This window comes from Peptococcus simiae, from assembly GCF_046569735.1.
GTDB lineage: Bacteria > Bacillota > Peptococcia > Peptococcales > Peptococcaceae > Peptococcus > Peptococcus simiae_A.
In genome coordinates this window covers 55,061-69,854 of sequence record NZ_JBKICG010000012.1, presented here as the reverse complement: position 1 = coordinate 69,854, position 14,794 = coordinate 55,061, and the positions used below count along the sequence as shown (strand labels likewise).

General features: G+C 29.3%; 12 protein-coding genes. 2 read left to right on the top strand and 10 right to left on the bottom strand.

Annotated elements, in window-relative coordinates:
- Nucleotides 1-303: 303 nt before the first annotated feature.
- The 7 genes from ACLGL1_RS06465 to ACLGL1_RS06435 all read right to left on the bottom strand — a co-directional run bounded on the left by ACLGL1_RS06465 (nucleotide 304) and on the right by ACLGL1_RS06435 (nucleotide 10,185).
- A complete protein-coding gene (locus ACLGL1_RS06465; protein ID WP_411007891.1) occupies nucleotides 304-1,275 on the bottom strand; it encodes a hypothetical protein in 972 nt (323 codons plus the stop codon).
- Between the two features lie 99 nt (nucleotides 1,276-1,374).
- Entirely contained in the window at nucleotides 1,375-1,959 is a 585-nt protein-coding gene (locus ACLGL1_RS06460) for a sortase (RefSeq protein WP_411007890.1), read from the bottom strand.
- Nucleotides 1,956-5,939, bottom strand: coding sequence for a VWA domain-containing protein (locus tag ACLGL1_RS06455; protein WP_411007889.1), 3,984 nt, complete (start codon nucleotides 5,937-5,939; stop codon nucleotides 1,956-1,958). Before ACLGL1_RS06455 ends, ACLGL1_RS06460 begins: the two co-directional genes overlap by 4 nt.
- Nucleotides 5,929-6,879: a Cna B-type domain-containing protein gene (locus ACLGL1_RS06450; RefSeq protein ID WP_411007888.1), complete on the bottom strand. Its 951-nt coding sequence runs from the start codon at nucleotides 6,877-6,879 to the stop codon at nucleotides 5,929-5,931. The genes ACLGL1_RS06455 and ACLGL1_RS06450 overlap by 11 nt, the downstream gene beginning before the upstream one ends.
- Before the next feature lie 31 nt (nucleotides 6,880-6,910).
- Nucleotides 6,911-7,759, bottom strand: a complete 849-nt coding sequence (locus tag ACLGL1_RS06445) for a class C sortase (protein ID WP_411007887.1) — start codon at nucleotides 7,757-7,759, stop codon at nucleotides 6,911-6,913.
- 38 nt (nucleotides 7,760-7,797) lie between these two features.
- Nucleotides 7,798-9,261: a SpaH/EbpB family LPXTG-anchored major pilin gene (locus tag ACLGL1_RS06440; protein ID WP_411007886.1), complete on the bottom strand. Its 1,464-nt coding sequence runs from the start codon at nucleotides 9,259-9,261 to the stop codon at nucleotides 7,798-7,800.
- 327 nt (nucleotides 9,262-9,588) lie between these two features.
- A complete protein-coding gene (locus ACLGL1_RS06435; RefSeq protein ID WP_411007885.1) occupies nucleotides 9,589-10,185 on the bottom strand; it encodes a recombinase family protein in 597 nt (198 codons plus the stop codon).
- A 386-nt stretch (nucleotides 10,186-10,571) separates the two neighbouring features.
- Here ACLGL1_RS06435 and ACLGL1_RS06430 point away from each other — a divergent pair, with 386 nt between their 5' ends.
- Together ACLGL1_RS06430 and ACLGL1_RS06425 are read left to right on the top strand one after the other, a co-directional pair.
- Nucleotides 10,572-10,928: a plasmid mobilization protein gene (locus ACLGL1_RS06430; protein WP_408978050.1), complete on the top strand. Its 357-nt coding sequence runs from the start codon at nucleotides 10,572-10,574 to the stop codon at nucleotides 10,926-10,928.
- A 1-nt stretch (nucleotide 10,929) separates the two neighbouring features.
- On the top strand, nucleotides 10,930-12,261 hold the full coding sequence (locus tag ACLGL1_RS06425; RefSeq protein ID WP_408978049.1) for a relaxase/mobilization nuclease domain-containing protein: 1,332 nt from the start codon (nucleotides 10,930-10,932) through the stop codon (nucleotides 12,259-12,261).
- Here ACLGL1_RS06425 and ACLGL1_RS06420 read toward each other — a convergent pair whose 3' ends face one another.
- From ACLGL1_RS06420 to ACLGL1_RS06410, 3 genes are read right to left on the bottom strand one after another with little or no spacing between them, the layout of a single operon-like run.
- The gene (locus ACLGL1_RS06420) at nucleotides 12,262-13,041 is read right to left on the bottom strand and encodes a hypothetical protein (protein WP_408978048.1); all 780 of its coding nucleotides are present in this window, start codon (nucleotides 13,039-13,041) and stop codon (nucleotides 12,262-12,264) included.
- Entirely contained in the window at nucleotides 13,034-13,681 is a 648-nt protein-coding gene (locus ACLGL1_RS06415) for a hypothetical protein (protein ID WP_408978047.1), read from the bottom strand. The genes ACLGL1_RS06420 and ACLGL1_RS06415 overlap by 8 nt, the downstream gene beginning before the upstream one ends.
- Nucleotides 13,674-14,786: a nucleotidyltransferase gene (locus ACLGL1_RS06410; protein WP_408978046.1), complete on the bottom strand. Its 1,113-nt coding sequence runs from the start codon at nucleotides 14,784-14,786 to the stop codon at nucleotides 13,674-13,676. Before ACLGL1_RS06410 ends, ACLGL1_RS06415 begins: the two co-directional genes overlap by 8 nt.
- Nucleotides 14,787-14,794 lie beyond the last annotated feature (8 nt).

Genomic DNA, 14,794 nt, shown 5'->3' with positions numbered 1-14,794 from the left:
TTTGAAATTATTGTCCATCATTATCCTCCTAATTTAAATTTCTTTTAGATCTTTAAATTAAAGAGGTGGACTCCTAGTCTTTTCCATACTTCCTCCAAAGGCACAAAAAAAGACCGACAGAAACTAATCTGTCAGTCTTATTTATGTTTTACAAATTTTAACTTGTAAAATAAGTTGGTTGTTGCTAAGAACTAGTTGATATTAAATTTTTAATTATCAAGAATTCCATTTAATTTACACGTCCTTACTTCTTTAGTCTTATTTATAAATAAGACCTCACGACAGGAATATAATTAATTCAATTTATTCTCCATTCTCTACTTTCTCTAAATCTTCTATATTGCATATAACATTAAATTTTTTATCTTTAAATTCAACATCATAAATTAGGGGGTTCTTTTCTTCCCACTTCTTATTTCCACTACTGAGTGCTTTCCATTTTTCAAAAGCGTCACAAAAACCTTCGTGTAAAATCTCTTCTGCGTACTTTCTTTTAAATAACGCTTCTTGAAGAGTACTATAAGTACCCAGATCATATCTTATTTTTTTAAATCCAATAGTTGCTCTAAACCTTCCATTTTTTAGCTTAGATATTCCTCGTACTCCACATTTATTATCAGATCTTACATTTTTTCTAAACTTTAAAAAAGTATAACTTGTATCTTGATATAAGCTAACCAGATTGGTAATATTTGAGCATATCTCCTTTTTTCTACAACCACAGCTAGTTGTTTTTTTTCTAACAAGATTATCTTCTGTAACTATACATTCATTTCCACAATCACATAGACATTTCCAGATAATTGATCCTCTATTATCTCTAAGATTTGTTGGCTCTATAACCAATAATCGATCAAATTTTTTTCCACTTATGTCTTTATAATGATTGCTTTGAAATCCTCGCAAGCATCCACAACTCTTAGTCTTCCCAGATTTTAATAATTGTGCAGTAGTAACTTTTTCATTACCACAGTCACACTTACAAAGCCAACTTACTCTGCTATTTTTATTCTCTACACGTTTAATGACTGTCAACTTTCCATATTTTCCCCCTATAAGATTCTCAGCCTTATTTCCATTACGTGCATTTGTTTTAGGAACACAACCGCAACTTGTAGTTGTGCCTCGCTTTAATCTTTTTGTATTTTCTACAACCTTGTTACCACAGTCACACTGACATAACCACTTTGCATAGCCTTTTTCATCATTTTGTATTCTGTATAAAGCTGTAAGGTTTCCGAATCTCTCTCCTTTCAAATCAAGAAATCTCGTCATATATTCATCACTTTTCTATATTTGTTATTTTGTAAAATCAAATTTATCATTATGACTATAATTTTCTTATAGTATATTTAGTTGTAATAACTAAAATTCTCACTTTTGAATTTTACAACGTACAACAGTTCTAAATTCTCCTCCTAAAGTGCAAGTGAATAAGGTTAAGTCATAAGAACCCGACAAAAGTTTGTCTATGTCTTCTCCCCTTATTTCTTCTACTTTTACTACTTCATAAATAAAGTGTTTGTCATTCATATCTACAAATTCAACTTTATCTCCTGGGTTAAGTGTATAAATATAACCAAAATGTGCTCTATAATTATGTGCCAATATAATCATATTATTTTCATATATGCTACCCTTATATCTTGCTGGAGATATTCTAATTAATGGATATGACCATTCATTCATGATAGGCAAATCTAATGAAAGTTTTTCTATCTTTAGATAACCTATATAGTCATATCCATTAATTTCTTTTATTGGCATTTCCATTTTGGGGTTTTCAATATATTTTTCTTTCACTCTTGCATCTTTTACAATATTTTCTTTAAGTACATTTACTATATTTTTAGTATTTTTATTAACCTTATAATCTTCAGCCAGATTATAAGATAAGAAGAAAAATGCTATTATTATGCAAATACCGCCAAAATAAAAATATGCATTTTTTCTAATCATTTCTTTTTCTTTCTTACTAGAATAAAACCAACTATAATTATAATGCTTGTACCAATCACTTTTATAAGGGTAACACCTGTGCCACCTGTTGTTGGCAGTTCATACCCTGGTATTTCCTTTACTTGAACTACTGGATGAGGGTATTCTTTTTTACCTCCGTTGTAGTAAACTTCAGCTATTTTATTTGACCTAAATCCAGGCATTTCAGAGCTTGTTGCATTGTTTTTATAGTCTGTATTTTTATCACCCTTAAAATCATATCCCTCTTTCAAATAATCATCTTTAGCCTTTTGATTTGTTCTAATATTATAAGAGAGAATATATTTAGTATTTTCTTCTAACTTATAAGAAGGATTGAAAGTAAGGATAACTTTTTTGTTATTTGCATCATAGGATAAACTCTTAATTTGTTGACTATCTCCCGATCCATTTTGCCAAGTTCCTTGACCATTTTCCCAAAGAAGAGTTTGTTGACCTGTTTCTTTATTTATTTTTACCACTTTATAGTCAGCTTTTTCCGCTAAAAGTTCTACTCTATCACTAAGAGTATCTTCTATTCTTACTTCTGTTACAGCAGCCTCAATAGCGTGCCTTAATTTTTCTACAAGTTCACCTGTATTGCTTTTTACACCTATATAGCTTCCATTACCCTTATTTGCCATATATTGAAGAACTTCAGGACTTTGTGAGGCAGATTGGTTTTCTTCAGTAATATCCCTTGATACACCGACTGCATGGGTGGTTAAATTAGGATGTCTCTTAAAAAACCCATCTATAAATGTCTTAGTATGCCATTTTGAATTTTCAACAGTTGTTGGGTTATTATAATTACCAGTTTCACGACGATTTCCATCACTATCTATCCAAAAGGTTGGGACACCATCACTTATAAAAATCATAGCCTGCCTTCTGCCTTTTATATTTTCAGATTCTTTTAAATAATCTTCTGCTAACATCAAGCCTGCTTGATAATTTGTGCCCATGTAATTTACATCTAAATTAAAATCGATATTTTTGGCGAATCTATGTGACCATCCTTTTATATTATGAGCATCATTTTTGTAAGAATAGCCCTGCCACTTATTAGTATTTCTATTTCTAGTATTTCCATCAAAGTATAAAAAGGCGACTCTGTTTTCTGGATTTTGATTCAAGAAATTTGGAACTAAGTCGGTTTGGTTAATCATCTCTATCATAGCTTCTTTACGACTAGTATTACCCCATCCATTAATTCTTGACATATCTTCTCTTCTCATACTAGATGAACCATCTAATACGAATAATAAGTCTACTGGCTCTTGTTTTTTTAGTCTTTCTCCCTCAACATCAAGATATAAACGATAAATATCCTCTAATTGATTTTTGTACTTATCATCTTTTTGAACATTTGTATCATTATTTATAATGCCATCACCAAGATAATCTATTTGTTTGTTTACTTTTACCTTAGGCTTTAAAGGATTAGGAGGATCTGGGACATATCCTTCTTTTGTATTTGTTATATGATAGATGTCTTTATTTATATCTGTTTCTGGATTGGTATCTGTTGATTTTTCAATTTTTGTAGTATAACCAGGAACTTTTACTTCTGAAATAGTATACTTAAAATCACTAACCGACTCTATTTCAAAGTCATCTGGGATTCCTTGTGGAAAGTTTTGACCTGCTTCTAAAATCAATTCATTTATATTTTTTTTATATCTTCTTTTAATGAGTTTGTTTTGAGATTCTTCATCTGGAATCCTGTAAAATCCGCCCTTCCAATGATTAGAACCAGAAAGAGTGATGGTATCTAGCAATAGATTTTTGATTTCTATCTCTCTCGTATTTTGATTCCAAAAATTCCCCCATTTAATCTTAACTTTGAAATTTTTAAACAAATTTATCGTAATCGGATTATGACTATCGTCATCATCACTCCAGGACTTATTGACTTCAATGTCCTTATAATTAACGTAATAATTGGCAAAGGACTGGGTGGACATGGATGTCCAAACAAAGTTTGTTCTAGGAACATATCCACTTTCTGGGTCTCTCATTAAATTACCCATGGTAAAGTTTAAGTGGTCTGTATTGGCTGTTGTGAAAAGTACAGAGTTTTGTGACCAATTTGGATAACTAGGATCATCTCCATCCCATTGGGTTTTTCCTCCGTTATAGGCATATTGTGTACCCGATGACCTGCCGCCCTTGTATGATGTTTCAATGTGAGAACCAGGGATTACATAAGCACCAGTAATCGTCCCCTCTTGCACTCTTACATATTCAGGTCCTAATGAATGGACTGAACCATATTGTAAATTTCCATCTCTGTGCTCAGTTTCTTCATTTAAAGAGTTTATGGTAAAATATGTTGCATTGTTTTGACCGAAAGTTGATGACTCAAATCGAATTGTGTCACCATTCTTTCTTTTAAAGACTAAATCAACATTTATTTCTTTCACATTTTGCCAACACCAGCCCTTATATAAGTTATGACTGATTTGAAGCATAGGATAATATGGGCTTGATCCATAATTGTGGTCTGCATAGGAGTTTTCATTCCTATTTTTCATTGGTGTCACTTTAATAGTTGCCTCTGCATCTACAATTTCATTTTTGTAGTAGGCAGCATTTGTGTATTTCACTTTAACCCACATACTTGTTGTATCAAGGTTTAAATCTCTATCATCCCAACCTGCGTCCATCTTATTTCTATAATTTCTAGAACTTGTATCTGACGGCTTAAACCTAACAGCTGTAGCAGTATTTCCAGCAAGTTTAGTAAAAATTGTCGTTGAAGCTTTTGACCAATCTCCACCCCATAGAGCTCCACTATCAGCTTGTGTATTTGCAGATAAATCAACTACATCCTTTTGATATCCCCATATATTTCCATTAACTCCAGGTCCAGCTTCTACTGTTGCACTGGCCCCTGGCATATTCGCCAGTAAATTCAGGTAATTTGGTGGACCTATATCATCAGATGCGATTGTTTCTGTATCTTGTACCTTTATATTATTGGCATACAATATAGGTTTTGCAGATCTGTATTCCTCTATTTCTTTTAAGTATCTTAAAGAATAAGAATCTTCTTCATTTTCACCTTCTACAAGCAAATTTAATAAGTCTTCATCTTCTAAAAGATTTTCGTCTTTTACTCGTATAATCAAGTTTATATTAAATTTATCAGGATTCTTATTTTCTAAAAGAATTTCATCCCTATTGTTTTCTTCATGGAAGATTTCTTGCTTGACTGTAAGCTGCTCATCTTCTAAAGAGTAATAAGGTTTTATATTTCTTAGTTCTCCAAGTAATTCTTGAATCTTTTCACTATCTTTTCTATAAGTGTCAATTTCAATTAAGATTCTTTTTATTCTTTCTTTTTGAGTTTTCGTAAACAAGTCTCTGACAATCTCTATGTTTCTGCGATTTGACAGGATTAGACTATTAATAGCTTTATTATCTTGTGATTTTAGACTTAGGAGAAAATAATTATTTTTATTTTCTATTTCATTAATAGTTAATTCTGTATAGTTTGTATCTTCGGCAGTTTTAACAATTTTAATATCAGATAAAACTTTTCCCTTATTTGATTCTATTGCATCTGTTTGCGTAGATAGTTGCGGATAATCAATATCTTCATCTTTAATAACAAGCCTATATTTTTCAATAAGCTTATTGTCCTCTTCTGATAATCCTATTTTATTTTCTACTAAATTTTGTTTTGTTTCTTCAGGTCTTTGTACATCATTATGATTTTGCTCAATTTTTTCAGCTTCTATAGTATCTTCATTTTGCCTATCCTTAATACTTGTATCTAAATTAGAATCTGTATTTTGCTGACTATCATTTACAATATTTTGTTGTATTATGCTTGGCATAGATAAATTCTCTAAAGAATTTTGTTTATATCCACTTGCAAAAACCCCTGAAGAATGAGGAAATAGCATGATTATAACTAGAAATATATTTATTAACTTCGATATTTTATTTTTCATTACATTCCCCCTTTCTTTTTTCTTTGGCATATCCTATTGAAATACTAACAATACCTAATGCTGATAATAAATAAACCGGCCACCACAATTGTCCTGTTTGAGGTATGCGTGGCGGTTTTTTTGGTGGATATGTTGGTGGAATGTCTATAGTATTTGTTATAGTAAAGCTTTTTCCATAACTTTCCACCCTTACCTTATATTTATCATCAACATTCTTTTCTATAACTAAATAAGATGAATCTGGATCTAAGTTCTTCCAAGTATGTGTCCAATTGTTTTCCTTACTTAATCTAATACTATCCTTTAGTTTACCATTTTCTAATAAATCAACTGTTATGAAGCTTGGTCTTTCACTTTCTCTGCCACTATCATTCCATACCTTTAGAACGTCTAGATCTATTTTATTGTTTGTGATTTTTTCTTTAGTAAACTTCGGACGAGAAATAGTTTTATATAAGACTTTTCCACTTTCTTTTTCTATTTCTGGGAGCATAACTATATATGGATTTGTCTTATATAGATATTCTTTTGCCTTAAAATCCTCTCCAATTACAAGATATACTCCTTTATCTAAAATAAAACTAACTTCTCCATTTGAATCTGTATTCTTTTTGCTTAGAGGATTTATCTTATCTCTTTTAACATATCCTTTTATAGTGTTAGCATAGTCATTCCAATAAGCTACATTCTTGTTATTTATTTCTATAGGGTATTTTTTAAATTCATCAGTAAGGCTTATCTTTCCCTGATTATCAAGATTTGCAATCCTATATACCATGAATTCTATTCCCTTAATTTTTTTCCCTTGATCCTTGTATGAAATTGTAAAATCTATATGTTCAAGTGATTCTGTACTTGCATGAACAGGGTTAAAATTTAGTATAAAGCTAAATAGTAAAATCAAAAGACACACTATCCTGCTCTTATTAAGTTTTTCCATATAAACCTCCTATTTGCTAGTATGTCTTCATCTACTTTTTCATAAGCTTTTCTTTCCTTAAGAGTATTAGGTCCTTTATTATTGAAAGGATAATAATAATTATAAGTCCAAGAATTAAAACAAGTTTAAAAAGACTTATATACATGTTTTTCTTAACTTTTTTGCTCGTTTCTTGACTTATTTTATCATCTGCGCCTAATTTTGGATTTTCTATCCTCTCTCCTCTTACAAGCAATCTATGTGTATTGATTCCGTAAGGAGTGCATGTAATTAAGGTCAAATAATCTTTTCCATCATATACTTTTAAAGAATCAACTTCTTTAGGTAATACGGTTTCTTTTTGGATTACCTTATAATACAAATCTTCTCCTAGAGTAGATACTATAAATTCATCTCCAATATCTAGCTTGTGTAAATCCGTAAATAGCTTTGCGGACGGCAATCCACTATGAGTTGATAAAGCTGCGTGGCTTGAAATTCCCCCTATAGGCAGTGACGTTCCCGGTATATGCCCCACACCCTTTTGAATAACTCCTTCATTTACTCCATGGTATATAGGAAGACTTATCCCTATCTTTTCGATATTTAAATAGCCCATCATACCATCATTAAAGGGATTTAAATTTTCTTTATAACCAGCAACAAGATTAGGATAATAAATGGAATCTTTTTCTTCATAAATTTTTCGATTATATACGATGGCTTCATTTTTTATTTTTTGAATATCGATATTATCAAATTCATTCAAAGCTTTTTCGTAGTTTATAATCCCTGTAGTCTGTGTAAAGCTATTTACATAATCACTTATATTAGGATAAAAGAAAATAAGAAAACCAATTATGAGCAAAAACCTTAAAAAAATAGATTTCTTTTTATCCATAATTCATATATGAGAAGGGAATAAATCCCTTCCCAATATTACCTCTCTTGCAATTTTATTCTTGACTTAATTAGACTAAAGGCAGCAAATATAATTATAGCTCCACCTATTGAAGCAAATAACTTAGTTCCTGTACCACCTACTCCAGGTAATTCTGTACCCGAACTATTCTCTACATTTGATAATGCCTCCATATTTACTTCTGTGTCAGATGGGTCGGAACCGTCTTTTAATTCAACACCAACCTCTTTTGTAAGTAAGTTATATCCTTCTGGTGCCTTTATTTCTTTTAATGAATATTTTCCAGCCTTAAGACCAGTAAATTCCAACTCACCGCTATTATTAGAAGTTAAAATGGTCGCATCTTTTTCTTGATCTTTCCAAGAAACTATCTTTTTTCCACCTATTTCATCTAATCTATAAAATTTGCCTTCAGAGTTTTTAAGAACAAATTCTGCACCTGGAAGTTTTTTGCTTTTCTCATTCTTGTCATATTTAATAACTTTAATTTTTCCAGAGTATACTTTTACTTTTTCTTCTGGAGTTTTATCTTTCTTTTCACTGTCTTTAGGGTCATTAGGAAACTCTACATGAGCCTTATTTTCTTCACCCTGATTACCAAGATTAAAGTCTTTGTTAACTCTTGTATCATAAACCACCTTAATTTCTTGGCCAGCTTTTACATTATTATTTTTTACAAGAGATAAAATATTAAATGTAACTGTTAGATTTTGACCCGTAACATTTTTTGTAACATTAGCTGTTAAGTCATTAGCCCCTATGGTAACTTTGATACTATTTTGATCAATAGTTAATCCTTTTGGAAGTGTATCTTTTAAGACATATTCATATTTACTATAACCAGTTGAATCTGGAACTTTTCCTGTAACTGTAAAGGTAATTTTTTCATCATAGTCAGCAGATTTTTTATCTGCTTCCTTTTTAATCGTTGGATAAGTTCCCTTTACCTTAACTTCTCCCTTAGGTTTTGTAGATGTTAAAGAAACTATTGAAGTTTGTCCTTGTAAAGCTTCTGTTGCTCCCTCAGGGTGAACTAAATAGTATCCTAAGGCTAATCCTGTAAATGTTAATGTATTTCCACTTGCTTTTTGTACTGCCTGTCTAGTTTTATTAGGCATTTCTGCCATAGCTTTTTTTGCAAATTCTGCTACATTATTATCAGTTATATTGATATATTTAACTTTTCCATCTACAACAATAGGGTTTAATTTTCCGCTAGGGTCTGTATCAACAATATAATCTTTTCCAGCTCCTGTTAATGAAAAGAAATCTTTCCATTCATCTGCTATAGTGTAAGACACATTATCATCCTTATAAGTTAGGTCAAATATCTTATAGATTCCGTAATTTTTCCCAGCTGTTGTACCATTTACAGTAATCTCTCCATTATTAGCCGCATAAACTGAATTTATTCCTACACTTGTTAGAAGTAATACAAGTGCAAGTAACATTCCAAATATATTTTTAATTTTATTTTTCATACTTCCTCCTATTATTATATAATCTCCATTTTTATTAATTATTAGATTTAAAACAGGGCTAAGTATTTGAATCAAAAACTACTAAGTTAATCATATTGAACCTCCTATTTTTATTTAGAAACATAATATACTGTTAATTAAATCAGAGGATTATTAACAAGTGTTTCTACTAATTTAAATTACAGTTTGTAATTATAGAATCGCTTGATTTCCATCTTTATTTTTTTAGACTTTCATCTATTATATTATACCATAGTTGTTAAAAAAATCCTACCTTTGGTAACAATTATTGATAAATAATTTATAGGGAATAACTATATCCAATAGCTATCTTTCTTTTTCTTTTTTAAACCATTTAAATAAAGTTACATGGTTAACATTTAATTCTTCAGCTGCTTCTCTAAGAGTCATTTCTCCTTTTTCATAACTTTCAAAAGCTTTCTTAAAATTTTTAGGTTTCTCCATCGGAGGTCTTCCGAATTTAATTCCTTTTTCTTTAGCAACTTTTATACCCTCAAGTTGTCTTTTTTTAATATTTTCTCTCTCGATCTGAGCTACATAAGACAATATTTGCAACACTAAATCTGAGATAAATTTTCCCGTCAACGATTCTTCCTTATCTCTTGTGTCTAATAAAGGAAAATCTAAAACTATAAGGTCAACCTCTTTTATTTTTGTAAGAAAATTCCATTGCTCTATAATTTGATCATAATTTCTTCCGAGCCTATCAATGGATTTAATAAAAACTTCATCTCCACATTCTAAATCTTTTATCATTTCTTGATAAGCATCTCTTTCAAAATCTTTTCCTGATGACTTGTCTACATACACTTTATCTAAGTTCTCTCCACAAGTATTCATTGCATCAATTTGACGAGCAATGTTTTGATCTTTTGTTGATACACGGACATAACCATATTTCATAATAATCCTCCTTCCTAATTTTAATATAGCTATCCCCTAGGACTTTATATTTCAAATATGCAAATAGCATTGATAAAAACATTTCATTTATATATTTTTTAGCCTAATGCTATGCATTTTAATTATATAATTTGAATTTATTACCTTACCGATTACATGAAAACTAAACCTCTTTAATAAAAACTATATATGCGGTATAATTAGTTCAACTTAATACACGCTTAACGCTTATAACTTTAATAGCTTTAATAGCAAGCACAGTAAGTGTACGGACACTTACGAAAAAATTAATGGAGCAAACCTTTACGGAATGCTCCATTTTTTTAATTTTTACCTTGTTAGGGAGAACCCTAAGACCCCGAAATATATTTATAAAGGAGAATAAGATGGCAAATAGATTTAGAAATGAAAGAATAGAAATAAAATTAACTAAGGAAGAAAAGGAAGTTTTTGAAAAGAAAATGAAACTTGCAAATTGCAAAACTATGTCCCATTTTCTTAGAAAATGTGTATTAGAAAAAGAGATATATGTTGTAGATTTAGAACCATTTAGAAACCTCCAATGGCTGCTTTCAAATGTAACAAATAACATAAACCAGATTGCAAAAGCAACTAATACAACTGGTGTTATTTACAAAAATGAAATTGAATCAATGAATAAACAGATAGAAAAATTATCAAAAGAAATATGGCAGATCCATTCCCTACTTCTTAATAAATCAAAAGAAAGTTCTGGCGATTAATATGGCAATTACAAAGATACATCCTATAAAATCAACTCTAAATTTGGCAATAGATTACATTACTAAGAGTGAAAAAACTGATGAAAAAATCTTAGTATCTTCATTCAAATGTCATCCATCTACTGCCCATATTCAATTTATGAAAACACGAGAAGACAATGATACTAAAGGTACAGTTTTGGCTAGACATTTAATCCAATCTTTTCTACCAGGAGAGGTTGATCCTATAAAAGCTCACGAAATTGGAATGGAATTATGTAAGAAAATTTTAAAAGAAGATTATGAATTTGTTATTGCAACTCATATAGATAGAGGGCATATCCATAACCATATTATTTTTAATAATGTTAATTATAAGACTGGTAAATGCTACCAGTCTAACAAAAAAACTTACCATAAAATCAGGTATCAAAGTGATGAATTATGTAAAGAAAATGAGCTCTCAGTCATTGATGAATATTATGAAGCTTACAAGAGAAAATATAAAACTGCTGGTAAATCTTGGTACGAATATGAGCAAAACAAGAAAGGAAATTCTTGGAAATCTAAACTGCAATTTGATATAGATAGAATGATTAATAAGTCTAAATCGTGGGAAGAGTTTTTAGAAAATATGAAGTCTCTTGATTATGAAATTAAGTTTGGTAAACACATTGCTTTTCGACATAAAGATAAGCAAAGATTTACAAGAGCAAAGACTATCGGAGAAGATTATACTGAAGAAAAAATCAAAGAAAGAATAGATTTAGCAATTAAAAATAAAGCTAATCCTGTTAAAAAAAGAGTAGGAAATGTTATTGATATATCTACTAATGAAAAAGCTCAATCATCTAAAGGTTACGAAGTCTGGGCAAGAAAACACAATATCAAAACAATGGCTGATTCAATAATTAAGCTGAGAGAGCAAGGAATCAATTCAATCACTCAACTCGATGATCTAATCAAAAAATCTGCTGATGATAGACAAGACTTGTTAGATAAAATAAAGAAAATTGAAACTGATATGAAGAGTTTATCCCAAGATATGGAAAATATAAATACTATAAATAAGTATCGTGAAATATATAAATACCACAAGAAAAATCCTGATGATAAGCAATTTGCAGAAGAATATTATAGTGAACTTTCTGTCTACAAAATAGCCGCTAAAGAAATTTTAGAAAATTATAAAAAACTACCAAACACAAAAGAAATATTAACGAAACTCGATAAATTGCAAGAAAAAAAGAACACCCTTATGCAAGAGTATTCTTTGAATAAAGAACAATTTTCTGATCTTGTTCAATATAGGAAAAACTATGAAAATTATTATGGAAAGGAGGTGGAGAGATAATTACTCTTTAATCTCTCTACTTTTTGAATAAATTTTATAATCATCTTTAATCTTTTCCCATTCCAAAGTGAGTTTTAAGTTGTTTTTTAAAAATATTTTTTGAGAAAGTTCAATTTTACTCTCATAAATTATATTCTCATAACTAATTATTATTTCAAAAATATCTGCGAAAAATTTTTCTTGATTATTTGTTTGGTAAGATGAGCATATTCTATTACATGATTCGTAAATATTATTAGTTTTATCATAAAGAGAGTTATATTTTATAGCCTTATTAATAATCTCACCTGATACTATAAAATTAAGCAATAAAGATGTTGTATCATTTAATCCATTGATAAAAACTGCATATACAAATAAAAATAAAACAATAAAAGAAAAAATGTAATACGCCTTTTTATTCAATTTAGCTAAATTTGATGTAAAAAAAGAATTTTGATGTGTATTTGCTAAAGCTTTAATAAAACCAGTTTCTATATCTTTGTTGTCAAAATATTCATCGCTATTATAGCAAGGTATTATCTTTCTACCAAATGAGTTGTCTAGAAACATATTAAATCTGTCTTTATTTCCCAAATCAAAATAATAATTTCTGTAATATATTGCTACTGTTTGAATTAATAAAATTACAGCAGAAATTATGAGCAATATTTTTATATTTAAAATCGAAAATCTAACTTGTACTAAGGAAATTATTAATAATAATATTGATAATGAATCAACTACATAACCTAAGTTTCTAGACTTATTATGACTATCATCTTGTGGTGTTTTACCCATATTCTTTACCATCCTTATTTAATATCATTATAGATTCTATTAAAAAGGTATTTCTTAATCTTTGATTTTTAACAATTGGAAGTATATATCTACCATGGCAATTTCTCAATTTAAAACCCGAATTGCAAAAACAAGGTAAATGACCTTTGTATTTATTATGGTAAATTAAAAATACCATTTTAATGTACTGTTCTTTTGTTAATCCCCACTCTTCCGTATAATAACTTAATAAACCCTCATATCCATGTTTCCTTTCCCCAAATGGAAATACTCCATATTTAAGATGCCAATCTGCCGAAAATATAAACGGATCTAAAAATCTATTTAAAAATTCTGAAATTGAGGGTTTATCAATAAGATATTGAAGTATCTCCCCAACAGTTGCTAAGCAAATACTATTATCTTTATATACATGTTCTAGTTCCTCTTTTAAGTTGAAGATATATACTTTTGGAATACTAATGGGATACTCATAATCCATTTCTATTTTAATATCCTTGACCCCATCTAAAATCACATCATTATGTTTTAAGGAATAATGATATTTTCCGTATATACATATATTTGATTCTTTGTAATTTACCTGCAATTCTGTTTGTTGTTTTAATAAGTCATTGATTTGCTCTCTTATATTATTCACTATATCTCCATGGCTTCGTTGGGTTTACAATATTTACATTATAAAACGCATCTGAGTACATCTTTGAATTAAAGTCATTATGAATAGATTTTTTAAATTCTACCTCTGAATCTATACTTATAAAATTTGATAAGTCAGCTATCCAACTATTCATAATATTCTTTTCCGATTCAGATATACTACTTATAAAATCTTCTCTCAAATCAACAGGATTTAAAATTTTATTATCTACCATTATAGATATTTGCTTGTTCTTGAATTTATGAATAAACACTTTTATTATATCTATAATAGATAAATTGAACTCATCTTTAACAGAGTCTGCTATCAAAGCTGTTATTAAAATAGAAGATGGCTTAGATTTAACATTCATACTTCTATCATAAAATATATCCCTATGTCTTTTTACAACCTGTACTGCTCTTTGTAAATTTGATCTATAATAGTAATTTGGTATATTCTCTACTTTATTATATATTTCTCTTAGCTCGACAGGAAAATTGTGAAACTGTTCTATTTTCATTTCTGTTGAAATAAACCTTTCGCTAATATCTTTAAACCAATCACCAAATCCTAAAGGATTGCTAGTCAACCATGAATAATTACTATCTTCTTTCTCAGTTATTGATACAGTCTTAAATACATAATTTAAATCTACACCTGAATTAACAATTTCAGTCATAATATTTTCTTCCTCATTAACACAAGGAACAATATCTAGATTAAATCCTACTCCCCCTGATACCTCTGCATACTCTAAAGTCCAGCAGTTTTTATCTTCTTTTGATAATTTAGACTTATATAATTCACTACTTTTTATACAATCACCAACATCATTTTTTGTACTTTGTGGATCTGTATTTGATTTTTCTTTTTTTAATAAAGCTAAAATATCTAAATCGTAATTCTTATCTTTTCCATCTCTATATGGTCTTATGACAGTTCCTAACAAAAAAGAACCTTGTGGATAAAAATCAGATTCAAGATCATGCCCATTTAAATACTCAGAAATAGCCTTGTATTTCTCTCTAGCATTTTTCTCCATAGTTGGAGTAATATCAATATCATTAAGACTTTCAATCAACAATTTATCTCTTTTTTCCATTCTATTAT